The 26,937-nt window shown below is 67.4% G+C and carries 27 protein-coding genes and 1 tRNA gene; 18 read left to right on the top strand and 10 right to left on the bottom strand.

Annotation, left to right across the window (positions count from 1 at the left end; genetic code table 11):
• From O9335_RS07485 to O9335_RS07500, 4 genes are all read right to left on the bottom strand, one after another.
• The coding region (locus O9335_RS07485; RefSeq protein WP_298385916.1) for a type II secretion system F family protein at positions 1–555 on the bottom strand (555 nt) is incomplete at its 3' end.
• A gap of 84 nt (positions 556–639) precedes the next feature.
• The gene (gene pilB / locus O9335_RS07490; RefSeq protein ID WP_298385919.1) at positions 640–2,373 is read right to left on the bottom strand and encodes a type IV-A pilus assembly ATPase PilB; all 1,734 of its coding nucleotides are present in this window, start codon (positions 2,371–2,373) and stop codon (positions 640–642) included.
• Between the two features lie 129 nt (positions 2,374–2,502).
• Positions 2,503–2,579: transfer RNA gene (locus O9335_RS07495), tRNA-Pro, on the bottom strand.
• A gap of 58 nt (positions 2,580–2,637) precedes the next feature.
• A complete protein-coding gene (locus O9335_RS07500; RefSeq protein ID WP_298386007.1) occupies positions 2,638–3,567 on the bottom strand; it encodes a polyprenyl synthetase family protein in 930 nt (309 codons plus the stop codon).
• Positions 3,568–3,809: 242 nt separating this feature from the next.
• On the opposite strand from O9335_RS07500, the gene rplU reads away from it, so the two are divergent.
• The 4 genes from rplU (at position 3,810) to proB (ending at position 6,686) form a co-directional block, all read left to right on the top strand.
• Positions 3,810–4,121 (top strand): 50S ribosomal protein L21, encoded by a 312-nt coding sequence (rplU, locus tag O9335_RS07505; RefSeq protein WP_298385922.1) that lies wholly within the window; start codon positions 3,810–3,812, stop codon positions 4,119–4,121.
• Positions 4,122–4,136: 15 nt separating this feature from the next.
• Positions 4,137–4,394 carry a 50S ribosomal protein L27 gene (rpmA, locus tag O9335_RS07510; protein WP_298385927.1) on the top strand — a complete coding sequence of 86 codons (258 nt, stop codon included), beginning with the start codon at positions 4,137–4,139 and terminating at the stop codon, positions 4,392–4,394.
• Between the two features lie 94 nt (positions 4,395–4,488).
• Entirely contained in the window at positions 4,489–5,544 is a 1,056-nt protein-coding gene (gene obgE, locus O9335_RS07515; RefSeq protein ID WP_298385930.1) for a GTPase ObgE, read from the top strand.
• A gap of 20 nt (positions 5,545–5,564) precedes the next feature.
• The gene (gene proB / locus O9335_RS07520) at positions 5,565–6,686 is read left to right on the top strand and encodes a glutamate 5-kinase (protein WP_298385933.1); all 1,122 of its coding nucleotides are present in this window, start codon (positions 5,565–5,567) and stop codon (positions 6,684–6,686) included.
• On the opposite strand, the gene O9335_RS07525 is transcribed toward proB, so the two are convergent.
• Entirely contained in the window at positions 6,676–7,305 is a 630-nt protein-coding gene (locus O9335_RS07525) for an RNA pyrophosphohydrolase (RefSeq protein ID WP_298385936.1), read from the bottom strand. The genes proB and O9335_RS07525 overlap by 11 nt on opposite strands.
• A gap of 137 nt (positions 7,306–7,442) precedes the next feature.
• On the opposite strand from O9335_RS07525, the gene O9335_RS07530 reads away from it, so the two are divergent.
• From O9335_RS07530 to O9335_RS07540, 3 genes are read left to right on the top strand one after another with little or no spacing between them, the layout of a single operon-like run.
• Entirely contained in the window at positions 7,443–9,185 is a 1,743-nt protein-coding gene (locus tag O9335_RS07530; protein WP_298385938.1) for a proline--tRNA ligase, read from the top strand.
• The gene (locus O9335_RS07535) at positions 9,182–10,261 is read left to right on the top strand and encodes a hypothetical protein (RefSeq protein WP_298385940.1); all 1,080 of its coding nucleotides are present in this window, start codon (positions 9,182–9,184) and stop codon (positions 10,259–10,261) included. Before O9335_RS07530 ends, O9335_RS07535 begins: the two co-directional genes overlap by 4 nt.
• 14 nt (positions 10,262–10,275) lie before the next feature.
• A complete protein-coding gene (locus O9335_RS07540; protein WP_298386010.1) occupies positions 10,276–10,875 on the top strand; it encodes a lytic transglycosylase domain-containing protein in 600 nt (199 codons plus the stop codon).
• Between the two features lie 2 nt (positions 10,876–10,877).
• Here O9335_RS07540 and O9335_RS07545 read toward each other — a convergent pair whose 3' ends face one another.
• Together O9335_RS07545 and pyrF are read right to left on the bottom strand one after the other, a co-directional pair.
• Positions 10,878–11,624 (bottom strand): dienelactone hydrolase family protein, encoded by a 747-nt coding sequence (locus O9335_RS07545; protein WP_298385943.1) that lies wholly within the window; start codon positions 11,622–11,624, stop codon positions 10,878–10,880.
• Positions 11,621–12,436 carry an orotidine-5'-phosphate decarboxylase gene (gene pyrF / locus O9335_RS07550; RefSeq protein ID WP_298385946.1) on the bottom strand — a complete coding sequence of 272 codons (816 nt, stop codon included), beginning with the start codon at positions 12,434–12,436 and terminating at the stop codon, positions 11,621–11,623. Before pyrF ends, O9335_RS07545 begins: the two co-directional genes overlap by 4 nt.
• A 62-nt stretch (positions 12,437–12,498) precedes the next feature.
• Between pyrF and O9335_RS07555 the strand changes: the two genes are divergently transcribed.
• The 11 genes from O9335_RS07555 to O9335_RS07605 all read left to right on the top strand — a co-directional run bounded on the left by O9335_RS07555 (position 12,499) and on the right by O9335_RS07605 (position 22,296).
• On the top strand, positions 12,499–13,341 hold the full coding sequence (locus tag O9335_RS07555; RefSeq protein ID WP_298385949.1) for a GNAT family N-acetyltransferase: 843 nt from the start codon (positions 12,499–12,501) through the stop codon (positions 13,339–13,341).
• A 262-nt stretch (positions 13,342–13,603) separates the two neighbouring features.
• Entirely contained in the window at positions 13,604–14,122 is a 519-nt protein-coding gene (locus O9335_RS07560; RefSeq protein WP_298385954.1) for an RDD family protein, read from the top strand.
• Positions 14,123–14,181: 59 nt separating this feature from the next.
• Positions 14,182–14,826, top strand: coding sequence for an RDD family protein (locus tag O9335_RS07565; RefSeq protein WP_298385956.1), 645 nt, complete (start codon positions 14,182–14,184; stop codon positions 14,824–14,826).
• On the top strand, positions 14,823–15,791 hold the full coding sequence (locus O9335_RS07570; RefSeq protein WP_298385958.1) for a stage II sporulation protein M: 969 nt from the start codon (positions 14,823–14,825) through the stop codon (positions 15,789–15,791). Before O9335_RS07565 ends, O9335_RS07570 begins: the two co-directional genes overlap by 4 nt.
• Complete coding sequence (locus O9335_RS07575) at positions 15,781–16,524, top strand: hypothetical protein (RefSeq protein ID WP_298385961.1); 744 nt, start codon at positions 15,781–15,783, stop codon at positions 16,522–16,524. Before O9335_RS07570 ends, O9335_RS07575 begins: the two co-directional genes overlap by 11 nt.
• Positions 16,514–17,227 carry a DUF4129 domain-containing protein gene (locus tag O9335_RS07580; RefSeq protein WP_298385964.1) on the top strand — a complete coding sequence of 238 codons (714 nt, stop codon included), beginning with the start codon at positions 16,514–16,516 and terminating at the stop codon, positions 17,225–17,227. The genes O9335_RS07575 and O9335_RS07580 overlap by 11 nt, the downstream gene beginning before the upstream one ends.
• Positions 17,224–18,510: a DUF4350 domain-containing protein gene (locus tag O9335_RS07585; protein ID WP_298385967.1), complete on the top strand. Its 1,287-nt coding sequence runs from the start codon at positions 17,224–17,226 to the stop codon at positions 18,508–18,510. The genes O9335_RS07580 and O9335_RS07585 overlap by 4 nt, the downstream gene beginning before the upstream one ends.
• On the top strand, positions 18,507–19,487 hold the full coding sequence (locus O9335_RS07590) for a MoxR family ATPase (RefSeq protein WP_298385970.1): 981 nt from the start codon (positions 18,507–18,509) through the stop codon (positions 19,485–19,487). The genes O9335_RS07585 and O9335_RS07590 overlap by 4 nt, the downstream gene beginning before the upstream one ends.
• A 5-nt stretch (positions 19,488–19,492) precedes the next feature.
• Positions 19,493–20,845, top strand: a complete 1,353-nt coding sequence (locus O9335_RS07595) for a DUF58 domain-containing protein (protein WP_298386013.1) — start codon at positions 19,493–19,495, stop codon at positions 20,843–20,845.
• A 28-nt stretch (positions 20,846–20,873) separates the two neighbouring features.
• Positions 20,874–21,410, top strand: a complete 537-nt coding sequence (locus O9335_RS07600) for a DUF805 domain-containing protein (protein WP_298385972.1) — start codon at positions 20,874–20,876, stop codon at positions 21,408–21,410.
• A 406-nt stretch (positions 21,411–21,816) separates the two neighbouring features.
• Positions 21,817–22,296, top strand: a complete 480-nt coding sequence (locus O9335_RS07605) for a hypothetical protein (RefSeq protein WP_298385975.1) — start codon at positions 21,817–21,819, stop codon at positions 22,294–22,296.
• A gap of 52 nt (positions 22,297–22,348) precedes the next feature.
• Here O9335_RS07605 and O9335_RS07610 read toward each other — a convergent pair whose 3' ends face one another.
• From O9335_RS07610 to O9335_RS07620, 3 genes are read right to left on the bottom strand one after another with little or no spacing between them, the layout of a single operon-like run.
• On the bottom strand, positions 22,349–22,699 hold the full coding sequence (locus O9335_RS07610; RefSeq protein WP_298385978.1) for a translation initiation factor Sui1: 351 nt from the start codon (positions 22,697–22,699) through the stop codon (positions 22,349–22,351).
• Entirely contained in the window at positions 22,696–24,963 is a 2,268-nt protein-coding gene (locus O9335_RS07615) for an alpha/beta fold hydrolase (RefSeq protein WP_298385981.1), read from the bottom strand. Before O9335_RS07615 ends, O9335_RS07610 begins: the two co-directional genes overlap by 4 nt.
• A gap of 43 nt (positions 24,964–25,006) precedes the next feature.
• Complete coding sequence (locus O9335_RS07620; protein WP_298385984.1) at positions 25,007–26,926, bottom strand: serine hydrolase; 1,920 nt, start codon at positions 26,924–26,926, stop codon at positions 25,007–25,009.
• Positions 26,927–26,937: the final 11 nt, after the last annotated feature.

A 26,937-nucleotide genomic window follows, 5' to 3' on the forward strand; every position in this document is an offset into this window, starting at 1 on the left:
CACCACCACAAAGGCCACAACCACCACCGAAATGGGATACATCAGGGCCGATTTGATCTTGGACTTGATTGCCTCGGTTTTTTCCATGTAGATCGCAAGGCGATCCAGCAAGGACTCCAGAATACCGGCGGCCTCGCCGGCTTCCACCAGGTTGCAATACAGCGCATTGAAGTACATCGGGTACTTGCGAAAAGCCGCGCTGAGGGACGTACCCGTTTCCACGTCGGTGCGCACATCGTTCAGCAGCTTGGTCACGCTGACATTGGGATTGCCGCGGCCAACAATGTCAAACGCCTGAAGCAGCGGCACACCCGCCTTCATCATGGTGGCGAGTTGGCGGGTAAAAATGGCAATGTCCTTGGGCTTGATGGACTTGCCGGAACGCATCTTGCGCTTCTTGATCTTGGTGGGCAATACGCCCTGCCGTCGCAGCGAAGACTTGACCTGGTTCTCGCCCGCGGCACGGATTTCACCCCGAACCTGCTTGCCGCCCCGGTCCTTGCCCTCCCATTCGAAAACAAATTCCTTAACGCCCTTGGATACTGCAGTTGCCATGATGCTTTCTCGTTGTATGGACAGCTTCAGCGCGCGCCATCAGGATGGTCACGCCGCCACGTGCCGGCTTCTGGATGCACCGGGTTAAACATTGGTGCAGCCCAGAATCTCTTCCAGCGAAGTCATGCCGAGTTTAACTTTGGACAAACCCGACACCCGCAGGCTTTTCACGCCTTCGGCCTCCGCCTGAGCTGCAATTTCCAGGGCGCTGCCGTCGCGAAGGACGATACGCTGAATCTCCTCGGAAATAGGCATGACCTGATAAACACCGACCCGACCTTTGTAACCATTCGTACACATCGAACAACCTACCGGGCGGTAAGGCGTCCACGAACCGTCCACATCCTCTTCCTTGAAACCTGCTTCAAGCAAGGTCTCACGCGGGATGTCCGCAGGCGTTTTGCAATTGGGGCAAAGACGGCGGGCCAAGCGCTGAGCGGTGATCAGAATCACGCTGGAGGCAATATTGAAAGGCGCAATGCCCATGTTGCGCATACGCGTCAGTGTGGTCGGCGCGTCGTTGGTGTGCAGCGTCGACATGACCATATGGCCGGTTTGCGCGGCTTTGATCGCGATGTCGGCCGTTTCAAGATCCCGGATCTCACCGACCATGATGATGTCGGGATCCTGCCGCAAGAACGCCTTGAGCGCGACCGAGAAGGTCATGCCGGCCTTGTCGTTCATACTGACCTGGTTCACGCCCGGCAAGGTGATTTCGGCCGGATCTTCCGCCGTAGCGATGTTGACGCCCGGCTTGTTGAGAATATTCAGGCAGGTGTAAAGGGACACGGTTTTGCCTGAGCCTGTGGGTCCCGTCACCAGCACCATGCCATACGGCCGCTGGATGGCGTGGAGCAAACGCTCTTTTTCAACCGCCTCATAGCCCAGGGCGTCAATACCCAGCTTGGCGCTACTCGGATCAAGAATACGGATGACGATTTTTTCGCCATACATGGTGGGCAAAGTGCTGACCCGGAAATCAATAACGCGGTCCGGGCCAATCTTCAGCTTCATCTTGCCGTCTTGCGGCACACGCTTTTCCGAGATGTCCAGCTTTGAAATCACCTTGATGCGCGCCGCCAGTTTTTCCTTGATGGCCACCGGTGGCGATGCTATTTCTCGCAGTTCTCCGTCGACCCGGAACCGGACACGATAGGTATGCTCAAACGGCTCGAAATGCAGGTCGGACGCCCGCATGCTGAAAGCGTCAAGCAGCATTTTCTGCAGGAACTTGACGACGGGCGCATCCTCAACCTCCGAAACGCTGGCTTCACTGTCTTCAGCCGAGGCTTCGGTGCTCGATTCATCGAACTCGAAGTCGTCGCCGATGATGCTTTCCATGGCTTCGGCAGCCGTGGTGCTGGAGGCCTCCACCAGCTTGGACAGCTTGTCGTACTCGGAAATGACCCAATCCACCCCCATCTGGGTGGAAAACTTGATTTTCTCTGCGGCCTCCTGGTCGGAGGGATCTGCGGTTGCGACGATCAGGCGGTTATTGCGCTTGCTGAGGACAACAATTCGATAGGTAGCGCAGATCTTGGCGTCCAGAAGGCCTTTGGGAAGACGCTGTACGTCGATGGCCTCCAGGTCGAGCAAAGGAGCCGCGAAAGCCGTTGACATGGTGTGGGCCAGATCGAACGCGGATACCGCGCCCGAACCTGTCAATTCAGCGATAAAGCTGGTGCGGCTGCTCTGGGCCTTGCGAAAAATGTCTTCGGCAGCTTTCTGCCCCAATTTTCCGGCCATCACCAGCGCTCGGCCCAAGCCGGGTAAGGCCATGGACGGCGGTTGATTGATAGCGGTGTCGACAGCGGCCATGGTTCTCTGGATTAACTCAAATAGGTATCATCGCCTATAGATTACCGGGTGTAAATCGAAAACGCCCGACCTGCACCGGCGGACGCCGGAACTGTGCGGAGAAACGCACATATGGCGCCAAAACAGCCCTGGTCGGGGTGAGAGGATTCGAACCTCCGGCCTCTACGTCCCGAACGTAGCGCTCTACCAGGCTAAGCTACACCCCGATTTCGCTGCAAACCGCAGGCCACCGGCCTTGCGTTGCGTGGTGGGCCAACAACCGCTTCAGGTCAGGCGCTCCACCGAGCGAGCCGCGAAGTCTAGCAGACCTTTCGTCCAAGGGTTGGCTGGCAAGCCGCGGATGCTCTGGATGGCGTGCTCCGCCTCCACCGCTGCGGCCTCCCGAGTGGCTTCTAGGGCGCCGCACGCCTGGACGACGCGGGCGATGTCGCCCAGCCGGTCGCCGCCGCCGTTCACAATCGCCTCGCGGATGAGGGATCGATCGGCGGTGGAGCACCGCTGCATCGCCAACAAGAGCGGCAAGGTTGGCTTGCCCTCCCGCAGGTCGTCCCCCACGTTCTTGCCCAGCACCTCAGCGCTGCCGTCATAGTCCAGCGCGTCGTCGATCAATTGGAAGGCTGTGCCCATGGCCCGGCCGTACGCAGCGGCGGCGTTTTCCATGACCTCGCCTTGTTCGGAGATCAAAGCGCCCAGACGGGCGCTGGCCTCGAACAACTTGGCCGTTTTGTAGCGGATGACGCGCAGGTATTGGTCGACCGTGGTGTCGGGGTCGTGCACATTCATCAGCTGCAGCACTTCGCCTTCAGCGATGACGTTGGTGGCGTCGGCCAGCACTTCCAGAACGCGCATGCGGCCACAGCCAACCATCATTTGGAAGGCCCTGCTGTACAAGAAATCGCCCACCAAGACGCTGGCTGCATTGCCAAACATGGCGTTGGCGGTTTGCTTGCCTCGGCGCAAGGCCGATTCATCCACCACGTCGTCGTGCAAAAGCGTGGCAGTGTGGATGAACTCCACCACGGCGGCCAACTCGTGCCTTTGGCCGCGGGGATCGCCCAGGGCGTTGGCGAACATGAGCAGCAGTTTGGGGCGCATGCGTTTGCCGCCAGCGTGCACGATGTAGGCGCCGATCTGGTTCACCAGGGCGACATCGGACTGCAAACGCCGCGCGATGACTTGATCGACCTCGTGCATGTCGGCGCTGAGGGCGGCCAGGGTGTCGGCGTGGGCATCAGCGCTGGCGGTCGTGGGCACGGGCAAGGCGTAGACAGTGAAAGCCAGCAGTATAGAGAGCACCGCCCTCAGGGCGGATTGCGCTGCGCCGGCAACTTGTCGATCGCTTCGGGTTTGTGCTAGAGTGTTGGGCTCTTTGCGTTGGCGAAGAGCGGGCCGTTTCTCTTGTCGAGTGGGCGGCACTTCATTTAGCGAGGTCAAACATGTACGCGGTCATAAAAACCGGCGGCAAGCAATACAAGGTTGCTGCTGGCGAAAAGATCAAGGTAGAACAGATTGCTGCGGACGTTGGCCAAGAGATCGTGATCGACCAGGTGCTCGCCGTTGGCAACGGCGCCGAGCTGAAAGTCGGCACGCCCTTGGTGACGGGTGCCACGGTCAAGGCCACGGTCGTGGCTCATGGCAAGCACGACAAAGTGCGCATCTTCAAGCTGCGCCGTCGCAAGCACTACAAGAAGAGCCAAGGTCATCGTCAAACCTACACCGAGCTGGCCATCAGCGCGGTCAACGGCTAAGCGCAGGAGTCAGCAATGGCACAGAAAAAAGGCGGCGGCTCAACGCGAAACGGTCGCGATTCCAAGCCCAAGATGCTTGGCGTGAAGGTCTTCGGTGGGCAAGTGGTGCCCGCCGGCTCCATCATCGTGCGTCAGCGCGGCACCAAGTTCCACGCTGGCACCAATGTCGGCATGGGCAAGGACCACAGCCTGTTCGCGCTGGTGGATGGGCAAGTCAGCTTCGCGGTGAAGGGCCCTCTGGGTCGTCACACGGTCACGGTCACGGCTGCCTGATCAGGCGTCCATCCGTGAACAGGCCCCGCCCAGGCGGGGCTTTTTGTTTTTCTGGCGCCTACGATGGCGCCATCGGTTCGGCCAGGAGGGATGCATGAAGTTCGTGGATGAAGTGACGATTGACGTGGCCGCCGGCAACGGGGGCTCCGGCTGCGCCAGCTTCCGGCGCGAGAAGTTCATCCCCTTCGGCGGGCCGGATGGGGGCGACGGTGGTCGCGGCGGCAGCGTTTGGGCGCAGGCCGACGTGAACCTCAACACCTTGATCGACTTCCGTTATGCGCGCCGCCACGAAGCGCGCAATGGCGAGGCCGGACGCGGCTCCGACTGCAACGGGGCGGCGGCCGATGACATCGTGCTGCGCATGCCTGTGGGCACCATCATTCGCGATGTCGAAACCGACGATGTGGTGGGCGAGTTGTTGGAGCCCGGCGAGCGCATCCTGTTGGCCAAGGGTGGCGACGGGGGTTTTGGCAACCTGCACTTCAAGACCAGCACCAATCGCGCGCCGCGGCAGAAGACGCCGGGCTGGCCGGGTGAGTCCAAGTCGCTCAAGCTGGAGCTGCGTGTGTTGGCCGATGTGGGCCTGTTGGGACAACCCAATGCCGGCAAGTCGACGCTGATCGCTGCGGTGTCCAACGCTCGCCCCAAGATCGCCGACTACCCGTTCACCACCCTTTACCCCAACCTTGGCGTGGTGCGCGTGGGGCCTGAACAAAGCTTTGTGATGGCCGACATCCCAGGCTTGATCGAGGGCGCTGCCGAGGGGGCCGGCTTGGGGCATCAGTTCTTGCGCCACTTGCAGCGCTCTCGCTTGCTGCTGCACTTGGTGGACTTCGCGCCCCTGGACGACAACGTCGACCCGGTGGCCGAGGCCAAGGCGATCGTGGCCGAACTCAAGAAATACGACGAAGCGCTCTACAACAAGCCACGTTGGCTCGTGCTCAACAAAGTGGATATGGTCGACGCTGAGGAGCGTGAGGCCAAGATCAAGGACTTCGTCAAGCGCTTCAAATGGAAAGGCCGGGTGTTCACCATTTCGGGCCTGACGCGCGAAGGTTGCGAAGACCTGCTTCGGGCCATCTACGAGCACGTCAAGGCTGAAAAAGTGCCCCCGGCCAAGGAGCACGATCCAAGGTTTGACGAGGCCTGAGTAAGGGTCGAAGGGGTTCGATGGCAGGGGTGTTGGACGGTGCCACGCGCATCGTGGTGAAGGTGGGCTCCAGCTTGGTCACCGACGAGGGGCGGGGTGTGGACGCTCGCGCCATCGGCGATTGGTGCCGTCAGTTGGCGCTGTTGCGCCAACGAGGGGTGGAGTCGGTGGTGGTTTCCAGCGGTGCGATTGCCGAAGGCATGAAGCGTTTGGGCTGGCGCGAGCGGCCGCGCGAGCTCCATGCCCTGCAGGCTGCCGCTGCCGTGGGCCAGATGGGTCTCGCGCAGATGTACGAGACCCACCTCCGGGCCCATGGCCTGCCCAGCGCGCAAGTGCTGCTCACGCACGCCGACCTGTCGCACCGCGAGCGCTACCTGAATGCCCGCTCCACGCTGACGACCCTGCTGGCCGCGGGTGTGTTGCCGGTCATCAACGAGAACGACACCGTCGTCAACGACGAAATCAAGTTCGGAGACAACGACACCTTGGGGGCCTTGGTGACCAACTTGTTGGATGCGGACGCGCTGGTGATCCTGACCGACCAACAAGGCCTCTACAACGACAACCCGCGCAGCAACCCGGCCGCCACCTTGGTGCGGGAGGCGCTGGCCGACGATCCGGCGTTGCCCGCGATGGCCGGCGGAGCGGGTTCGGCCCTTGGGCGAGGTGGCATGTTGACCAAGGTGCTGGCGGCGCAGCGGGCTGCTCGCAGCGGTGCGCACACGGTGATCGCGTACGGGCGGGAGCCCGATGTGCTGCTGCGCTTGCGCGCTGGCGAGGCGATCGGATCGGCGCTGCGGGCGACGAGTGGAAAGCATGCCGCTCGCAAGCGCTGGATGGCCGACCATCTGCAACTGGCCGGCCGCGTCACGGTGGATGCTGGGGCCCAGCGGGCCCTGTGCGAGCAGGGGCGCAGCTTGCTGCCGGTGGGGGTGAGCGAGGTGCAGGGCGATTTCCACCGAGGCGATGTGATCGCCGTGATCGGAGGCGATGGCGCCGAATTGGCGCGCGGCCTGAGCAACTACGCCAGCGCCGAGGCGCGCTTGCTGGCGGGCCGGGCGTCTTCAGAGATCGAAGGCCTGTTGGGCTATGTGGCCGAGCCGGAGTTGATCCACCGCGACAACTTGGTCCTCAGCCGCTGACCTCGTCCTTCGGGGGGGGCACGGGGGCGCTCGCTTGGGCGGCCAGGTCTTGAGCGTGGTCGGACTCGGCAATGGCGCCGTAGGGCGTTCGTGCCTGGGTCGGGCGCATGCCCGCGCGCAGGAAGCGGTTGTGGTGCGCTTGGCCGTGCCGCGGCAGGAAACGCGCCAATTCGTTGAGGGCCATTTGGTAGACGCCGCGCTTGAACTCGATCACGGCCTCCAGCGGCACCCAGTAGTCGTTCCAACGCCAGGCGTCGAACTCCGGGTGGTCGGTGGCGCGCAGGTTCAGGTCGCTGTCGCGCCCGGCCAACTGCAGCAAGAACCAAATCTGCTTTTGGCCCTTGTAATGACCGCGCGCTTCGCGGCGGATGTAGTGGTCGGGCACTTCGTAGCGCAGCCAGTCGCGCGTGCGCGCAATGATGCGCACGTGCTCGTGGCGCAAGCCCACCTCTTCGTGGAGCTCGCGGTACATCGCCTGCTCAGGCGTCTCGCCGTACTTGATGCCGCCTTGCGGAAACTGCCAGGAGTGGGTGCGAATGCGCTTGCCCCAAAACACCTGGTTTTTGTGATTGAGCAGGATGATGCCGACGTTAGGCCTGAAGCCTTCTCGGTCGAGCATAATCAACCTCGAATGATGAACTGTCTCGATTGTGCACCGGACGGGTGCATGGCGCGGGGCAGTGAAACCCTGGTTCCGACACGGGCTTGCTGTGTGGCGCGGCAGGCCCGTTTTGCCTTTTGCCGACCGCATCGCCCATGAAAGCCTCTCAGTTCCTCATTTCTACGCTCAAGGAAGCCCCCGCCGATGCGGAGATCGTCAGCCACAAGCTGATGATGCGCGCCGGCATGATCAAGCGCTTGGGCGCTGGCATTTACAACTACATGCCCATGGGCCTGCGGGTGATCCGCAAGGTGGAGGCCATCATTCGCGAGGAGATGGTGCGCGCCGGGGCGGTGGAGTTGCTGATGCCCGTGGTGCAGCCGGCCGAGCTGTGGCAAGAGACGGGCCGCTTTGACAAGATGGGGCCCGAGCTGTTGCGCGTGAAGGACCGCCACGGCCGCGACTTCGTCATCCAGCCAACGAGCGAAGAGGTCATCACCGACATCGCCCGCCAAGAGTTGCGCAGCCACAAGCAACTGCCGAAGAACCTGTTCCACATCCAGACCAAGTTCCGCGACGAGCGCCGGCCCCGCTTTGGGCTGATGCGCGGGCGTGAGTTCACGATGAAGGATGCCTACTCCTTCGATCGCGACGCCGAAGCGGCCGGCAAGAGCTACGACTCGATGTTCGCCGCGTATGGCCGCATCTTCGACCGCTTGGGTTTGCAGTACCGGGCGGTGGCGGCCGACACCGGCGCCATCGGCGGTGATCGCTCGCACGAGTTCCAGGTCATCGCCGAGACGGGCGAGGACGCCATCGTCTACTGCCCCACCAGCAGCTACGCCGCCAACATCGAACTGGCCGAGGCCCTGGCTCCGAGCGCACCGCGTGCCGCCCCGTCCCAGGCTTTGGCGCTGACACCCACCCCGGGCAAGAGCACCTGCGCGGACGTGGCCGCTTTGCTGGGTCTGCCGCTGACGCAAACCGTGAAGAGCCTGGTGCTGGCCACCGACACGCTGGACGAGCACGGCAACATCACGGCCACCCAGGTGTGGCTGCTGCTGGTGCGCGGGGACCACGAACTGAACGAAGTCAAGGCCGGCAAGGTCGAGGGGCTGAAGGGCGGTTTCCGCTTTGCCACTGTGGGTGAAATCGAGGCGCACTTCGGGTGCAAGCCGGGCTACTTGGGTCCCGTCGGGTTGAAGGGCGTGAGGGTGGTGGCCGACCGCACCGTGGCTGCGATGAGCGATTTCGTGTGCGGTGCCAACCAAATGGACCACCATCTGACGGGCGTCAACTGGGGTCGCGACCTGCCCGAGCCCGACCTCGTGGCCGACATCCGCAACGTCGTCGCTGGCGAGCCCTCGCCCGACGGGCAGGGTGTGCTGGCCATTCAGCGCGGCATCGAGGTGGGCCATGTGTTCTACCTGGGCAAGAAGTACTCCGAGGCGATGAACGCCACCTTCCTGGCCGAGGACGGCAAGCCCCGCCACTTCGAGATGGGCTGCTACGGCATCGGCGTCACGCGCCTGTTGGGTGCGGCGATCGAGCAGGGGCACGACGAGCGCGGCATCGTGTGGCCCGTCAGCATGGCGCCGTTCGAGGTGGTGATTTGCCCGATTGGCATGGACCGCAGCGAGGCCGTGCGCGAGGAGGCGCACAAGCTCTACGCCGCCTTGCAGGCCGAGGGGGTGGACGTGCTGCTGGACGACCGTGGCGAGCGCCCAGGCGCGATGTTTGCCGATTGGGAACTCGTCGGCGTGCCGCAGCGCGTGGTGCTGGGCGACCGCGGCTTGAAGGAGGGCGTGGTGGAGGTGCAAGGTCGACGCGATGCGGCGGCGCAAAACCTGCCCTTGGCCGAGGTGGTGGCCGCCGTGAAGGCGCGTCTGAAGGCTTGACGCCCAGTCCCGGATTCCCGTCCCGGGTGGCGGCGGTGGACGCTATGCGTGCGCTGGCCCTGTTGCCGGTGGTGGTCGTCAACGCCTTGACCTATGCCGAACTGCCCGACGCGGGTTTCTTCAGCAGCTTGGCCGGGGCCCCTTGGTGGGACAGCGCTGCCGTGTTGGCTGTGGCGACTCTGCTTCAGGGCAAGGGGATTGCCTTGTTGATGTTCTTGTTCGGCTACAGCATGGGCTGGGCGCGGGCGCCACGGCAGCGGCTGCGCCGGCTGCTCGGGGTTGGGCTGGCACACGGCGGTTTGCTGTACCAGGGCGACATCGTGCACCAATACGCGCTGGTCGGGCTGTGGATGCAGGGGGCCCGGCGCTGGCGTTGGCCGCGATTGCTGCGTTGGACGCTGGTTTGGACGGCGGTGGGCAGTGCCCTGGTGCTGCTGTCCCTGGCGTTGGGCTTCCTCGTGGGGTTCGGGGAGCCCACGACAGGGCCCCGCTTGGTGACGGCTTCGACAGGTTCGGAATGGTGGTGGCTGGGGGCGAGCGGCTTCTTCGGGACCCTGCCCTGGGCGCTGTTGTTCATGGGGCCGGGCGTGGTGGCCGTGGTCAGCCTGGGGCTGATCGCCGGCCGGCTGCGGCTCTTGCACCACCGCCGCTGGCGCCCGTGGTGGGCGCGGGCGGCGCGCTGGGCGGGGCTGATGCTGGTCTTGAACCTGGTGTACGGGGTGTGGGTCGTGGTCGAGCTGCACCAGTCGGTCGGCATGGCGGCCGTCGGCACCCTGGCCATGACCTGGCTGGGGCCGCTGACCCTGGCGGCCTGGGTGCCTTGGCTGCTGCTGCGGGTGCGCTGGCCTGCGTGGTTGGTGCATGCGGGGCGCAACACGTTGACGATGTACATCGGCAGTTCCTTGCTGATCGTGCTGGCCTTGGCGGGCCCCGCGGCGGCTTGGCAGCCATCCCCCGCCGAGTTGACGCTGGCGGCCGCGATGGCCTGGGTCGCGCTGGCCGCTCTGAGCGCCGGGGCGGCTGCGCGAGGCTGGCGCTTGCCTTTGGAAGCCCTCCTGGCGTGGAGGCGCGCGTGAAGCGGCGGGGCTGGCTGCTGGCCGCAGGCGCGCTGGGGGCTGGGGGTGTTCTCCGGCCCGCGCACGCCGGTGCGCAGTTGGAAGAGCCGCTGGCCGACTCCGTTCGCTCGGCGCTGAACGCGGCCGTCAGCGAGCGCGCACCGCCGAAATGGCGGCACGACCGCATCGAAGACCGCCTCGCCTACCTGAACTGGTTGGGCGAGATGGGCGAGCGGCTGCGGCGGCGCAAGCCGGAGCGTCAGACGCGCATCGAGTTTTTGGAGACCCTCTGGTACGAATGCAAGCGTGCCGGATTGGAGCCGGCCCTGGTGCTGGGCCTGATCCAGGTGGAGAGTGGGTTTCGCAAGTACGCGATCAGCAGCGTGGGGGCCCGGGGCTACATGCAGGTGATGCCGTTCTGGGCGCGGCTCATTGGCAATGGACAGGTGGCCAAGCTGTTCCATTTGCAGACGAACTTGCGTTTTGGCTGCGTCATCCTGCGGCACTACCTGGACCTCGAGCGGGGCAACCTGTTCATGGCCTTGGGGCGCTACAACGGCAGCCGTGGCAAGGCGGAGTACCCCAACTTGGTGATGGGCGCGCGCCGGCAGTGGTTGATGCCGGGGCAGACCTGAGCTCAGTGCACCGGGCCGGGCGGGCGCTCGGGTTGGAGCGCGCGTGCGTCGGCTTGGTCCATCTCGGCGGCGGTCATCACCGCTTCACGCCATAACCGGGCGGGGATGAAGGTGCGCAATTGCTGCAGGGCGCGCTCCACCAAGGCGGGCGCCAGCGCGTGGCCCACGTGGGGCAGCACATCGGCGGTGATGTCCGCGCCCAGGGCCAACCAGGCTTGGGCGGCATCCACCACGTGGGCGTAAGGCACGACGTCGTCTTGCTTGCCGTGCAGCAGGTGCAAGGTGCAACCCTCGGGGGCGCTGACCGGGCGGCCCAAGGGCGCGGCGCCAAAGCTCAGCACGCGCCCCGCCAGGGCGGGCTCGGTCAACACGGCCTCCAAGGCCATTTGTCCGCCTTGCGAATACCCGGCCAAGGCCACGCGCTCCCAGGACAAGTCGTAGCGCTGCGCCCAAGCTCGCACGGTGGCGATGAAGCCGGGCAGGGCGATCGCCAGTGCGGCGGCAGGGTCGGTGCCGTCGGCATCGAACCACCGATGGCCTTCCACCGCCGCGCTGGGCAATCGCTGGGGCGCGTTCAGGGCCACGACGGCGGCCTGCGGGTACTGGGCGCGCAGGGCCTGGGCCAGGCCGTCCATTTGCCCGGCGTGCGCGCCATCCCCGTGGAACAACAGGAACAGCAGCTCCACCGGCCCTTGCGCAGGCAGCAGGGGCTGGGTGTGGGCGTCTTCGGCCCCGGGGGGTGGCGTCACCGGGCGGCCTGCAGTTGGTCGCGCGTGGCCAGGGCCACGGCGCGGGCTTGTTCCGCAAAGTCTGTCCGTTGGCGGCCGGCGTACAAGATGGCGCGGCTGCTGTTGACCAGCACCGACCCCTGGCCATTCGCCTGCACGGTGGCCACGGCATCGCCGCCCTGGGCGCCCACGCCGGGCACCAGCAGCGGCACGGTGGGGGCCAGCTCGCGCACGCGGGCCAGCTCGCGCGGGTAGGTGGCGCCCACCACCAGGCCCACCTGGCCCTCGATGCGGTTCCATTCGGTTTGCGCGCGCCGGGCCAATTCTTCAAACAGGCGGGGCTGCCCGTCCACGTCGGCCAAGCGCTGCATTTGGAAGTCGTCGCCGCCCGGGTTGCTGGTGCGGCAGAGCACGAACACGCCACGGTCTTGCCAAGAGAGGAAGGGCTCGATGGTGTCGAAGCCCATGTAGGGCGACAGGGTCACGGCGTCGGCCTCGAAGCGCTCGAAGGCCTCGCGGGCGTACAGGGTGGCGGTGGCGCCGATGTCGCCGCGCTTGGCGTCCAGCACCACGGGCACCTGTGGCGCCTTGGCGCGGATGTGACGGATGACGCGCAGCAGTTGGTCTTCGGCGCCGGCGGCGGCGAAGTAGGCGATCTGCGGCTTGAAGGCCGCGGCCAGATCGGCCGTGGCGTCGACGATGGCGCAGCAAAAGTCGGCGATGCGCCGCGCGTCGCCCTGCCAGTCGCCAGGGAACTTGCTCGGGTCGGGGTCCAAGCCCACACAGAGCAGGGAGTCGCGGGTGGCGGCGTTCAGGCGGTCGGCAAAGCGCATCGGGAGCAGCAAGGACTGGGAGTGGCGCATTGTCGCCATCGCGGCCCGGCTATGGTTCGGCCATGGACGTGCTGCTCACCCCCCGCCTGCGCCTGCGTTGGTTCCGTCCTGACGATGCCGAGTTCGTCCTCGGCCTGATCAACGAACCCGCGTGGATCTCTGGCATCCGCGACAGCGGCGTGCGCGACGTCGACGCCGCCCGCGCCTGGGCGCAAGCGCGCCTCATCGACCCCTATTGGCAGGTGGGCCACGGCTTTTGGCTGGTGGAGCGGCGCTCTGACGCCGAGCCCCTGGGCCTGTGCGGCCTCTTCAAGCGCGACAGCCTGCCCCTGCCCGACCTGGGCTACGGCCTGGCCACGCGCCACGCCGGCCAGGGCTACGCCCGCGAAGCCGCCCGCGCCTGCCTGGCCTACGCCCAGCGCGTGCTGGGCCGCGACGAGTTGCTGGCCATCACCTCGCCCACCAACGGGCCCAGCATGGCCTTGCTGGAAGACCTGGGCTTTGTGCGCGAGGGCGAGCGCGTGGGCGACGACGGCCCCACGGTGGACTGGCGCTGGCGCGCCGATCCACCGCGACCGCAAGACGACGCCGCGCTGGCGGCCGACTTGGTGCGACGCTTTTGGGCCTGCCAGGTGCCCGATGCCGACGGAGTGCACGCGTTGGCGGCCTTGCCGGCTTTGTGCACGGCCGAGGCGCAGTTGCCGGGCCCCGGTGGGACGGTGCTGAGCGTGCGCGAATTCGTCGAGGCCAGCGGCGTGATTCCTGGGGCTTGGGTCGCCGAGTTGCCTTGCGTCCGCTTGGTCGATGACCATGACAGCGCGGTCGTTACCTTGGGCCCCTGGCGACATGAGTTGCGAATCGACTGCGAGAGGCGATGGCGGATGACGCGGCTTTTGCCGTGTTGACGGCCTCCAAGCCCTCGTGGGCTGGGCTTGTTGCAGAGGCCAGGGCGCTGGCGCTCGACCCAGGGCGATGACCCCGTGATGGCCCGGTGCAGGCCGTGCCCACCCAGGCGTTCGCGCCAGCTGGAAACGTTTCAAGCCTTGACCCCTTCGGAAACCTAGGGTTTTCCTGACCCCAAAGCTTGGGGCTCGAAGCGCGAGCCCGGCCAAACCCCACAAGTGCACCGGCAGAATGCGCGCCACAAAAAACAGGGGGATCCTTTGTATGTCGACCCATGCCGACCCGCGTTACGCACCGCCTACTGCGCAGGTGGCCGATGTACCGGCCACCGAGAGTGCGCTAGCCGGGCGGGGCATCCGCCTGGTGGCCGCCATCGTGGACGGCATCGTGCTGTTCGCGGTCTATTGGGCCGTGACGCAGATCCCGGCGATAGGCACTTGGGTTGAAGCCGAAACGGCGGCGAGCAGCACGAGCGTGCTTGGCTTTGCACCGCTGTCAACGCTTTTCAGTTTCGCCCTTTTCCTGATCGTGCAGGGCTGGCTTTTGGTGGCACGCGGTCAGACGGTGGGCAAGATGTGTTTCAAGCTGCGCATCGAGCGCAGCGACGGCAGCAAGCCCGATGCCTGGCGTTTGCTCGGACTGCGCTATGGCATTGGCTACTTGGCCGCCGTGAATTGGGTTGCTGTCATCGTCTACAGCCTGGTCGACTCGCTGCTGATCTTTCGCGACTCGCGCAAGTGTCTTCATGACTCGATCGCCGACACGCGGGTGATCCAGCTCTGAGCGCGAACTCCAGCCGCCAGGTCGACACCCTGGCCCGGGTCGAGGCGCCCGAGGGCATCGTGCTCTCGCTGCGGCCTGCCGGGCTGGTAGCGCGCAGCATGGCCTTCTTGGTCGACTTGCTCATCCGCATCGGCCTGTATATCGGCCTGGCCATGGTGCTGGGGGCGATGGGGGGCTTGGGGCGCGGATTGTTGTTGGTGGCGTTCTTCAGCATCGAGTGGCTCTACCCCATCGTGTTTGAGCTGAGCCGCTGGGGGGCCACGCCCGGTAAGCGCACGCTGGGTCTTCGGGTGGTGATGGACACCGGCTTGCCCATCACCCCGGCGGCCTCGTTCACGCGCAACCTGCTGCGCGTGGCCGACTTTCTGCCGCTGCTCTATGGCTTTGGCATCGTCTCCATGCTGCTGAACTCGGAGTGCAAGCGACTCGGCGACCTGGCTGCCGGCACGCTGGTGGTGCACGAACGGCCGGTGGGCGTGCATGACGCGCCGCCGGCGGCGGAGGGTCTGGTCCCTGCCAAACCGCTCGACCTGCGGGAGCAGGCGGCCATCCTGGCCTGGGCCGGTCGCGCGCGCCGCCTCACGCCGGCGCGGCTTGAGGAACTGGCGCAGCTTGCCGCACCGGTGCTGCCGGCCGAGCCGCCTGGCCCGGCCGCGCCGCGTCTGCTCGGCGTGGCCCATTGGCTGCTGGGGCGCAGGACATGACGCCGCTTCACTTCGAGGCCGAGTACCGCCCGCTATGGGACGGGCTGGCCGAGCAATTGCAGCTGGCCCGGCAGGGCAAGCCGGTGGATGCGGCCTTGCTCGCCGCGCGCTACCGCCGTGTCTGCGAGAACCTGGCGCTGGCGCAGTCGCGCGCTTACCCGGTGCACTTGCTGGCGCGGCTTGAACAACTGGCCAACGAGGCGCACCAGCTCGTCTACCGCCGGCAGGACTACGGCTTGCACCGTTTCGGTCTGCTGCTGCGCATCGAGCTGCCGCGTGCGGTGCGCGCTGAACGGCGCTGCGTGCTGCTGGCGCTGGCGCTTTTCGCCTTGCCCTTGCTGCTGTCGTTTGCCCTGTCCCGGCTGGAGCTCGATTTCGCCTTGCGCCTGCTGGAAGCGGGCCGGCTGCGCGAGATGGAGAGCATGTACGCCGACGGCAACAAAGCCATGGGGCGCGAGCGCACCGCCGACGACGACTGGGGCATGTTTGGCTATTACATCTTCAACAACATCGGCATCGGCTTTCGATGCTTCGGCGCCGGCGTCCTGGCCGGGGTGGGCAGCGCCTTCGTGTTGGTCTACAACGGCCTGGCCATCGGTGCTGTGCTCGGCCACCTGCAGCGTGTGGGGCTTGGGCACAACCTGTGGCCCTTCGTCGCCACCCACTCCGCGTTCGAGCTGACCGGCATCGTGCTGGCCGGCGCGGCCGGGCTGCGCCTGGGCTTGGGCTGGTTGTCGCCCGGGCGGCGCAGCCGGCTCGATGCGCTGCGCGCCGCCGCGCTGGCTGCCGTGCCGCTGGTCTACGCGGCGTTCTTCCTGCTCTTCGTGGCGGCTGCGGTGGAGGCCTTCTGGTCGCCTGCGGCGTGGATCTTGCCGGGCGTCAAGTACACGGTCGCCCTGCTGTGCTGGCTTCTGGTGCTGGGTTGGCTGCTCTTCATGGGCCGGGAAAAGTCTCATGCGCGTTGAGGGCCTCGCCCTGGCGCTGCGCCTGCGCAGCCCGTTTGAGGCCTGCGACCTGGGAGCCGCGCTGGTGCGCGCGCACGCGGCCTCGCTATGGCGCTGTTTTGCGCCGCTGTACCTGGCGGTGGTGGTGCTGGCGCTCTGCCTGGTGGAAGTGCACGGCTGGCTGCCAGTGCTCGTCGTCTTCTGGCTCAAACCCTGGCTGGACCGCAGCCTGCTTTTTGTTCTGGCGCGCGCAGTGTTCGGCGAGTCCACGCGCTGGCTCGACCTCTGGCGCGAGCGTCGTCAAGTGCTCGGCGGCAGCCTGCTGCGCACGCTGCTGTGGCGTCGCTTCTCACCCTGGCGCACCTGCACCCAGCCGGTGGAGCAGCTCGAGGGCCAGCGCGGCGCCGAACGGCGCGCCCGCGTGCGCCTGTTGCTGAGCGGCCAGCGCGGCGCGGCCACTGCGCTGCAAACCGCATTCGCGCAGGCTGAAGGCGTGCTTTGCTACGGACTGGTGGCGCTGATCTGGTGGTTCGCGCCGGAGAACCGCAGCAGCGAGATCAGCGACTGGCTATTCCGGAACAGCGGCACTTCAGACGGACTGCTGAGCCTGGACCTGGTGCTGGCGCTGAGCTACATGGCCGTGGTGCTGTTCCTCGAACCCTTCTTTGTGGCAGCAGGCTTTGCCATGTACCTGAACCGTCGCGTCGCGCTCGAAGCCTGGGACATCGAGCAGGAGTTCCGCCGTGCGTTTTAGCGGCTTGCTGCTGGCTTTGGTTTGTGGCCTTTCAAGCGCCGAACCGGCGCCGCCCGCCACGAGCGCTTCGGCCGTGCGCGCTGCGGCCAGCAGCGCGGCCGCGCACCCGCTGATGCCGGGCACCGAAACCACCAAGACCTTGCGCCTCAAGGACGCCCAAGGCACGAAGAAGACCGAGAAGCCGCAGCGGCCCAGCCCCTGGTGGGTCGGTCTGATGGAGAACCTGACCGGCGGCCTGCGGGTGGCCGTCTGGTTGGTGGGAGCTGGGCTTTTCGTGTGGGTGCTGCTGCGCCTGCGCGACTGGCTCCAGGCGCGCCGTGGCGGGGCAGCGCTCGCACCGCTGGCACCGACCCATGTCGGCAGCCTCGACATCCGCCCGGAAAGCCTGCCGACCGACGTGGGTGCGGCGGCCTGGCTGCTGTGGCAGCGCGGCGAGGCGCGCGCCGCCCTCTCGCTGCTCTACCGGGGTGCGCTCTCGCGCCTGGTGCACGGCCACGGCGTGCCGATTCGAGCCGCCAGTACCGAGCGCGAATGCCTGGCGCTTGCCGCGCCGCGCCTCGGCGCGTCGGCCCAGGTGTTTCTGCGGCAACTGGTGTCGAGCTGGCAGGCCGTTGCCTATGCCCAGCGCCCGGTGGAGTCGGCGCAGATGGAGGCGCTCTGCCAGGGCTTTGCGCTGCACCTGCCGGACGACCCGAGGCCATGAAGCGCGACTGGCTCATTCGCCTGCTGGTGCTGCTTGGCATCGGTCTGGGCGGCTGGTGGCTCACCACCCGAACCGAGTGGGTCGAGACCGAGCGCGAGCGCCCGGCGCAGGGTGAGGCCCGCGACAACCCCGTGTTTGCTTTCGAGCTGCTGATGCGCGAACTCGGCCTGCGGGCTTCGCACCATGAGACGCTCGACGTGCTGCCCCCACCGGGGGCGAGGTTGGTGCTGTTATCGGGCGATTGGGCGTTGAACCCGACCTTGCCGACGCGACTCGAGCGCTGGGTACAGCAAGGGGGGCATTTGGTGCTGACGCTCGATGCCGATTGGCAGGCGTCGAACTTGTTGCGCTGGGTGCCGGTCGAGACAGCGGAGATCCATCGAGCGCAGGCAAAGCGGCCGGTAGAGCCCTCGGAACCGGAAACAATGCCTGACTTTGGTTCGCCCGAGGAGGCCAAGGCATTTCTCAAGGCCATCAAGGACCGGCGCGAGCCGCTGCACACCGCGCCGCCGCTGTGGGGCAGTGAGGCGGAACTGACCGCCTGCGGCCCATCCGTGCGGCTGTTCAAAAGCCTTCGCGTCACGCCCGGGCCGTCGTCACAGCCCCCCGAGTGGACGCTGACGCATGAGCTCCGCACGACCGCCGAGGCCGACGGCACCAGCCTGTGGTCAACCCCAGCCCTGCGCGTGCGCGTCGGACAGGGCAGCGTGACCACACTCGAGGCCAGCAACGCGCTCTTCATGAACGGGGAAGCGCTGCGCTGTGACCACCCGTTGCTGCTGGCCGCTGCCGTTCAGGCCGAAGCCGGCGCCACGGTTTGGGTTTACCTCCACGAGAAGCGCGAGGCCTTGCTGCCCTGGTTGTGGCAGCAAGCGTGGATCGCCATCGTCATCGGCTTCCTGGCCTTGAGCCTTTGGCTGTGGCGTGCGGCCGTGCGCTTCGGGCCGCTGCAGCCGAGCGCCCCTCGCCTGCGGCGCTCGGTGGCCGAGCAGGTGCACGGCCTGGCTGCTTACCTGCGGCGCGGCAGCCCCGAAGCGCTGCTGGCAGCCGAGCAGCGCGCCCTCAACGACTTGGCAACACGCCGCTTGCACGGCTTCGCGCGCCTCGCCATGGCCGAGCGCGCGCAGGCCATCGCGGCGGCCACCGATCTGCCGGCGCACGACCTTGCGGTCGCGCTCACCGAGCGCTACTGCACCCGTGCGCGCTTGCCCAGCCAGCTGCTGCTGCTTGAAACCGCGCGCCGCCGTCTCCAACGAACCCTTCGCAAGGACCCCGCACCATGATCTCGCCCGAGCAACTTCAACTCGCCTCCCAGTGGCTCCAACGCCTGCGCCGCGAGGTGGGCAAGGCCGTGGTCGGCCAGGAGCAGGCGGTGGAGCAGATGCTGGTGGCGGTGCTGGCGTCCGGACACGTGTTGGTTGAGGGTGTGCCGGGCCTGGGCAAGACCTTGCTGGCGCGCGCGCTCAGCGAGGCGCTGCACCTGCAGTACGCACGCGTGCAATTCACGCCCGACTTGATGCCGGCCGACGTGATCGGCCATAGCGTGCTGGACGACACCGGCAGCGGCCTCGGCCGCCTGCGCGTGCGCAAGGGCCCGGTGTTCACCAACCTGCTGTTGGCCGACGAAATCAACCGCGCGCCGGCCAAGACCCAGAGCGCACTCTTGGAGGTAATGCAGGAGTACCAGGCCACGCTGGAAGGCGAGACCCTGTCCCTGCCCAAACCCTTCATGGTGATGGCGACCCAGAACCCGATCGATACCGAGGGCACCTACCCCTTGCCCGAGGCGCAACTCGACCGCTTCCTGCTCAAGATTCGCATCCAGTACCCCAATCACGAGGAAGAGGCGGCCATCGTGCAGCTCGCCACCAGCGGCCGTGTCGGCCACGAGCTGCCGCTGGACGCCGTGCAGCCGGTGCTCGACGAGGTGCAGGTGCAAGAGCTGCAGCGCCTGTGCGGGCAAGTGCACGCCGATGCCAAGGTGATCGACTACGCCGTACGTGTCGCGCGTGCGACACGAAATTGGCCGGGTCTTGACGCAGGTGCCGGGCCGCGCGGCAGCCTAGCCTTGCTGCGCGCTGCGCGCGCCATGGCGCTGCTCGATGGGCGCGACTTCGTCACGCCCGACGACGTGGCCGCCCAGGCGCTCGCAGTGTTGCGCCACCGGGTCATGCTCTCGCCCGACGCGCAGATTGAAGGCCGCGACCCGGACGAGTTGCTGCAGGCCTTGCTGGCCAGCGTGGAAGCCCCCAGGCTTTGAAGCGCGTGGTTTTGCCCACGCGCGCCAGCGTTGCGGGGTTGGCACTGCTCGCGCTGGTCACGGCGGCCTTGCTGTTGCTGGGCGCACCCCTCGCCGTGGTGGTCAAGGGGATGGGCGGCCTGCTGCTGGCGCTGCTGCTGCTGGCCGGCTTCGACCTCTGGCGCAGTCTGCGCCTGTGGGCGGCTGCCGCCGTGCGCGTGGAGCGGCGACTGCCCGCGGCCTTTGCCATCGGGGTGGCGACACCGCTGCAACTGGATCTCGTCAATCCGGGGCCACTCGACTGGCGCGTGGCGGTTTTCGACGACCTCGACCCCGTGTTTGACTTCGAGGGCCTGCCCCGCAGCCTGCGCGTGGCGGCGCAAAGCCGCAGCAGCCTGCAGTTCCAGGCCACGGCGCGTCAGCGCGGTGTGGTGAGCGTGGGCCTGACCCAAGTGCTGTGGCGCAGCCGCGCCGGCCTTTTTGAGTGGCGCGAGCGCCTGGGCGAGGAGCAGCGCTTGCGCGTCTACCCCAACTTCTCGGCGCTGGCGCGCTACGCCTGGCTCAGTGGCGACCGCCGCTTGCAGCAAATCGGCATCAAGAACTTTGTCCAGCGTGGCCAGGGCACCGACTTCCGCCAACTCGCCGAATACCGACGCGGCGACCCCCTTCGCCACCTGGATGTGAAGGCCTCGCTGCGCCAGCGCAAACCCGTGGTGCGCGAGTACCAGGACGAGCGCGACCAAAGCGTGATGTTCCTGCTCGACTGCGGCCGACGCATGCGTGCCGACGAACAAGGCGTAAGCCGTGGCGAGAACAGCCACTTTGACGACGCGCTGGACGCGCTGATGCTGCTCAGCTACGTCGCGCTGACGGAAGGCGATGAGGTCGGCGCCCAGACCTTCGGTGCCGCGCCCGGCGAAGACCGCTGCTTCGCACCGCGCAAGGGACAGGCCACGCTCAATGCGCTCATGAACCACTTGCACGATCTGCAGCCCAGCAACCAGCACTCCGACTACCTGGCCGCTGCGGAGGCCCTTTCGCGCGGCCTGACGCGGCGCTCCCTGGTGATCGTGCTGACCAACTTCCGGGACGAAGACGCGCCCGAGTTGCAACCCGCGCTGCAACTGCTGCGCCGCCGCCATCTGGTGCTGCTGGCCAGCCTGCGCGAGACGGCGCTGGCGCGCATTGCCGACCAGGCGATCGACACGCCCGAAGACGCCACGGCAGTGGCCAGCGCGCACCTGCTGGCGCAGGCCCGTCAAGACGCCTTCAAACGCGTGGTGGGCCGCGACCGCCTGTCGGTGGACGTCGAGCCCCGACAACTGGCCTCCACCCTGGTGAACCGGTACCACCAAGTCAAGCGCGCCGGATGGCTCTGATTTTTTACCCCAGTCCAAGGAGGACACGATGACTGAACCCGCCCTCAATCCCTACGCCGCACCGCAAGCCCGTGTGGACGACGTCCATGCCTTTGAAGGCGTGGGCGAGCTGAAGCTGTTCTCAGCCCGAGGCCGTATCGGGCGTTTGCGCCTGCTGGCCTACAACATGGGGGCAACCTTTGTGTTCTACGCCGTGGTCGGCGTTGTTTCCTTGCTCGCTGCCACCCTGGGCGAGGCGGCAGGGCTGTTGATGATTCCTTCCTTCGCGATATTCCTTTGGTTCAGCGCGGTGTCCTGCATCAAGCGCTGCCATGACGCTGACTGCAGCGGCTGGTGGGCCCTGACCTACTTCATTCCACTGATCGGTCTGATCTGGTTCGTTCTGCGCGGCACCCCAGGCGCGAACCGGTTCGGCGCGCCGCCGCCGGCCAACACCCTGGGGGTCAAGGTGCTGGGCTGGATGATTCCGGTCGTCGCCGTTGTGGGCATACTGGCTGCCGTCTCCATTCCGGCCTACAAGGACTACACCGACAAGGCGCGCGCTGCGCAAAGCGTCGGGCAGTGATCGCCGGGTGTTCGCTGCTTGATTCGAGGAGCGGCTGTCGCAAGTCGACGTGCTGAATGTCGCGGAGCTGCCCGAGCAGTTCCAGCCGCTGTTCAACGCCCCGCTCCTTCGCGTGCGCGTGCTTCAGCTGCCCGGACAGTTCACGGGATCGCCAGGTTCGCTGGAGGCAAAAATCGAAACCTGGCCCCCGAGTTCTCGGCTTTATCGAGAGGGGCGGCTTGGTGCCTGACTCTTGGGTCGGGGAGACGCCTGCGGTCACAGTGCCCGGTTCTGGAGAGGCCGACGTGACCTGGGGGCCGTGGCGGCACCAGCTGGTGCGCGACGGCGAACGGCGGTGGCGCTTGTTGCACCTCTTTGCGACTTCCTGATTGCCTAAGCGCAACTGAGTCTTGCCCCGCGAATCCTCATGCCTTCAAAGATGCAGCCGGTATCCATCGACGCGTTGGCCTCCCTCTTGCGCAACTGCGAGCAGTTCGCACACCAAAGGATCGCGGAAAGCGGCGGGTTCCACCCTTTCGGTGCATTCATCAACAGAGCCGGTGACATCGAGGCCCTCGGCGCCCAACTGAGCGCTGAACCTCGCGACAGCTTTGAGGTCTATGAATTCCTTGAAGGTGCGATCGCCGAAATGGCTCACCGAGGGGATATCAGGGCCTATGCATTGGCTGCGAACGTTGCTGTCCCACAGCAACTTGCCTCGCCGTTTCCAGACGGCCTGCGCGTCCACGTGGAGGCGCCCGGCTATTCACGTTTCGTCTACACGCCCTATCGGCTCTTGCCGTACCGTGCAATACGCAGATTTCTCGCCGTTTTGCCCACCGTCGAGTACTCTGATCCCATCGCCGTCGACTTGCGCGCGAAGGTCTTCTCCGAAACGCCGAGCTGAGTGAGCTCGATCCGACCCATTGCGGCGGCGGGCAAACGCAAGCACGGTGAACTCACCCCCCCGCCCGCTTCGGCTTCCACCCCTCCGGCCGTGCCGCCAGCCAAGCGAGCACCTTCTCCACGTGGTCGCCCTGCACCTCGATGCAGCCGTCCTTCACCGTGCCGCCGCTGCCGCAGGCGGCCTTGAGTTGGCGGCCCAGGGCGTCGAGCGCGTCGGGGGCCAGGGGCAGGCCTTTGACGACCGTGACGCCCTTGCCTTTGCGGCCCTTGGTGTCCAGACTGACGCGCACCTTGCCGTCGCCCACGACGGCCGGGTTGCGCTTGCAGATGCAGGTGGCCATCGCGTGCCGGCAGTCGGGGCAGACGCGGCCGTGCTCGGTGCTGTAGACGAGGCGCGTGTTCATCGGGCGCTACCGGGTTTCAGGTGGCGGTCGAAGAAGGCCTGCACGCTGCGGTACAGGTGCAGGCGGGCTTGGCGGCCGGCGATGCCGTGGGCCTTGCCGGGGTAGATCAGGGTGTCGAAGACTTTGCCCTCTTGCTGCAGGGCCTCGATGAGGCGCAGCGAGTGCTCGAACAGCACGTTGTCGTCGGCCGTGCCGTGCACCAGCATCAGGGGCTGCTTCAGCAGCTTGGCGCGCGAGGGCAGGTGGGCCTGAGCGTAGGGCGCGGCCTTGCCCCCTTCCGGTAGGCCGAGGTAACGCTCGGTGTAGGCGGTGTCGTACAGGGTCCAGTCGGTGACGGGGGCCACGCCGACGGCGGCGGCGAAGGGGGTGTCGGCGTCCAGCAGCGCGCGGGCGGCCAGGAAGCCGCCGTAGCTCCAGCCGAAGAAGCCGATGCGCTGCGGGTCCACGCGGGGCTGCAGCTTGGGCAGGGCGCGCACGGCGGCAAACAGGTCGGCCACCTCCACCTGGCCGAAGGCGCGGTGGTGGGCGCGGGTGAAGGCGCGGTCGCGGTGGGCCATGCCGCGGGTGTCCACGGCCAGCACGCCGTAGCCGCGCTGCGTCCAGTGCGCGACCCAGGCGCTGTCGCGGCTCCAGGCCCAAGTGACGGTGGCGGCGCCGGGGCCGCCATAGGCCAGCACCAGCACGGGGTGGCGGCCCTTCACCGCGCCTTGGGGGGCGAAGTAGAAGGCGTTGAGCGGGGTGCGGCCGTCGGCAGCCGTCAGGTCCAGGGCCTGGGGGGCGCGCAGGGTTTGGCGCAGCAGGGGGTCGGAGGCATTGCCGGGCAAGGGCGTGGCGCCCTCGCCGCTCACCGGGCGCAGGCTCAAGCGCGGCGGCTCGCCGAAGGCCGAGCGCGTTTCCAGCAGCTGCGTGCAGCCCAGGTCGGCCTGGGCGTCGCGCCACTGGCGCGGGGCGCTACCCGGCAGGGGCTGCACGGTGGGCTGGATGGTGGGCTGAGCTTCGGCGGCGTTCAGCACGAACAAGTCACGCCCGCGGCCGCGGTCCAGCGCCGCGGCCAGCACCACGCGCTGGCCGTCGGTGCACACGGCGTGGGCCACGGGCTCGGGCAGGTTGGTGAGCGCCGTGCGCGCGCCGGTGACGCGGTCCACCAGCTGCAGCTGGCGGCGGCCGCTGGCTTCGGACGACCACAGCAGCGCCGGCCGGCCCGAACGCAGGACGCCGGGCAGCTCCATCAGGTCGCTGTGCGCCTCGACCCAGGCAGGGTCGGTGTCGGTCAGCAGCTCGCGCGGGCCGCTGGCGGTGAACTCGGTGAGCGTCAGTCGCGTTTGGTCGCGCGGCATCCACTGCAGCCAGGGCGTGCCGTCGCGGAACCAGCCGGCGCGCACCAGGTACTCGGCGTCTTTGGGCAGCGGCAGGGCTTGGCGCTGGCCGGTGGCGACGTCGATGCGCCAGGCCGTGACCTCGGCGTTGGCCTCGCCCGCCGCGGGATAGCGCTGCTCGGTGAGCGTGGTGCGGTCGGCAAAGATCTGCGCGCGGGTCTTGAGGCCCACGCGGGCCTCGTCGACGCGCAGCGCCAGCAGCTGCGTGCCGTCGGCCGACCACCAAAAGCCGCGCTGGCGGTCGAACTCTTCGGCGGCGATGAACTCGGGCAGGCCCCAGCTCACGGTGGGTGTCAGCGTGGCGCCGCCGTCTGGGGTCAGCGCGCGCGCCGGCTGGCCGCCGTCCAACGCTTGCACCCACAGGTGGCCGCCCATGGCGTAGGCCACGCGGCGGCCGTCGGCGCTGCAGCGCGGGTCTTGCTTGGGTTGGTCGGGGCTGTGGGTGAGGCGCTGGGCCACGGGGCCGGCGTCGGTCAGGCGGACTTGGTAGAGGTCGCCCGACAAGGGGAACAGCAGGCGGTCGTCGGCCTTGCCGCACCATTGGTACTGGGTGATGCCGCGCTCGCTGATGCGGCGGCGCTCCAGCGCCATCTTCTCGGCCTCGCTCAGCACCTGGGCCGCGCCCCCCAGCAAATCGGCCGCGGCGACGAGCCGGCGTGGCGCGCCTCCGGCGGTGGGTCGGGCCCAGAGCTCGAGCTGCTCGCTGTCGGCTTGCGAGGGCTGCAACAGGCTGACCCAGTGCCCGCCGGGCGAGATCTCGGCCTGGCGCGGCAGCCGGCCGGCCAGCGGCGGGTCGGCGGTGATGCGTTCGAGGGAGAGGGCTGGGGTTTGGGCCTGCAGGCCGGTGGCCATCGACAGGCACAGGGCAAGGAGCGTGATGCGGGTCATGCCGAGATTGTCTCGGTGGCCACGGCCAGCGCCGCCCATCCGGTCACGCCCAGGTTCGCAGGCCCACCACCCCGTAGCTCAGCAGGTAGGCCAGCAAGCCCAACAGCCATGCACTCGCCACGACGAGCGCCGCTCGGCCCCAGCGCCCGGCGCGCGTCGCGACGCGGCCACGCGTGCGCCAGAGCAGGAGCGGGGTCAGGGCCGACAAGCCGGCGAAGCCCAGGCCCCCCAGCCAGACCGAAGCCGAGGTCCAGGTCCAGCGGCCGAACTCGGCGTCGCCACCTCCCAGCACCGGCCCGGCGAGCAGCGTCGCCGCCAGCATCGAGGCGGCGCCTGCCATCGCAGCAGTGGGCGCAAAGAGCGCGCCGGCCCTTCCGCGCCAGCGCTGAACCGCCATCACCAGGCCACTGAGCAACAGCAGCGGCAGGAACAACAGGCCACCACCCCACAAGGTCAACAGCCCGATCACGCGCAGGCTGGACACCGGCTGGTAAGCGTTCGCCCCCACCTGCAGGCTGTCGCCCGCCAAGGGATCGTTCACCCGTGCAAGGGTCGGCAAGCCCGAGTCCGGGCTGACGAGCAGCTCACCGCCTTGGGCCAGAAAGCGCTGTTCGCCCCCCAGCAAGAAGCGCTGGCGAAGCCCACCCGGGATGGGCTCGAAGCGGCTGAGCTCCATCAAGTCTTCGGAGAAGCGGGTCAGCTCGCGCCGCGGCGTGATGTGCCGGTACCAGCCGTTCACGTTTTGCAGGGCCTGGGGCAGTGCCTGGGCAGGCGGCGCGGCTGCCGGGGGCACGCCCTTCAGCAGGTGCTGGTGCAAGCGCCGCGACAGGCGGAAGAAGGCGTCGAAGTCGTCGTTGCTTTGCAGCAGCACGTAGCCCACGCCCAAAGTGGGCTCGTAGACCAAGCGGCTGATGCCGCCCTCCAGCGCGCCATCGTGCCCGTGGAAGGTCCGGCTGCTGGTGCCAAAACCAGAGGTCTCGTTGCCCAGCCCCCAGCCCGCGCGCACACCCGCCGCCGCACCCAGGTTGGTGTGCGGTGTTTCCATGCGCTGCACCGAGGCCGCCGTCAACAAAGCGCCGTGCGCCGAGGCCCCGCGGCGCAGCAGCAACTGCAGCATGCGCGCCATGTCGGTGGCCGAACTGTTGAGTGCGCCCGACGGCCAATCGGCCATGTGCGCGTAGGGCAAGGGCACGCCGGGGCGGTCGGCGGCGTGAAGGTTGGCGCCGTGCCGTTGCATCCGCTCGTCGTCGAAGAAGCCGCTGTGAGTCATGCCCAAGGGGTCGAACACCGCTTGCTGCACGTAGCGCTCGTAGGGCATGCCGCTCACCCGGGCCACGACGTGCGCGGCCGCCAGCGCACCCAGGTTGCTGTAGGCCGTTCGGGTGCCGGGCACCCAGCGCGATTGACGCGTGGCTGGGCGCCGGGCGAGGGCCTCGCTCAGGCCCATGCCCTTCGGCGCGTTGAACGCCACCTCGGAAGGGTGGGCGTCCTCCCAACCGCTGGTGTGTTCCAGCAAGTGCACCAGCCGCACAGGGTGCCTGGCCTCCCACGGGTTGTCGAAGGCGATGTCGGGCGCCAGCTGACGCAGCGGTGTGTTGAGGTCGAGTCGGCCCTGCTCGACGAGCGTCATCACCGCGACCGACAGCACCAGCTTGGACACCGACCCCACCCGGAACATCGTGTCTGCGTTGGCGGCTTGTGGGGGCTGCTGCCGGGCTTGCCCCAAGCCGGCGACCCACACCATGCCCCGGTCGTCCACCACCGCCACGCCCAAGGCCGGCACGCTGGTTTCGCGGCGAATCGACTCCAGGTCCGCCTTCAGGGCCGCAAGGTCGGCGTGACGTGACGCGGACGCCTCCGCTGGCAAGGCCAGCGCGGGCTGGGGGACGGTGGGCGCGGCGTGCAGGCCGCACACGAAGCCTCCCGCCAAAGTCAGGCACAGCCCAGCAAGCCAACGGGTCATCGGCGGTCTTC

Source organism: Inhella sp. (assembly GCF_027532025.1).
Taxonomy (GTDB): domain Bacteria; phylum Pseudomonadota; class Gammaproteobacteria; order Burkholderiales; family Burkholderiaceae_C; genus Inhella.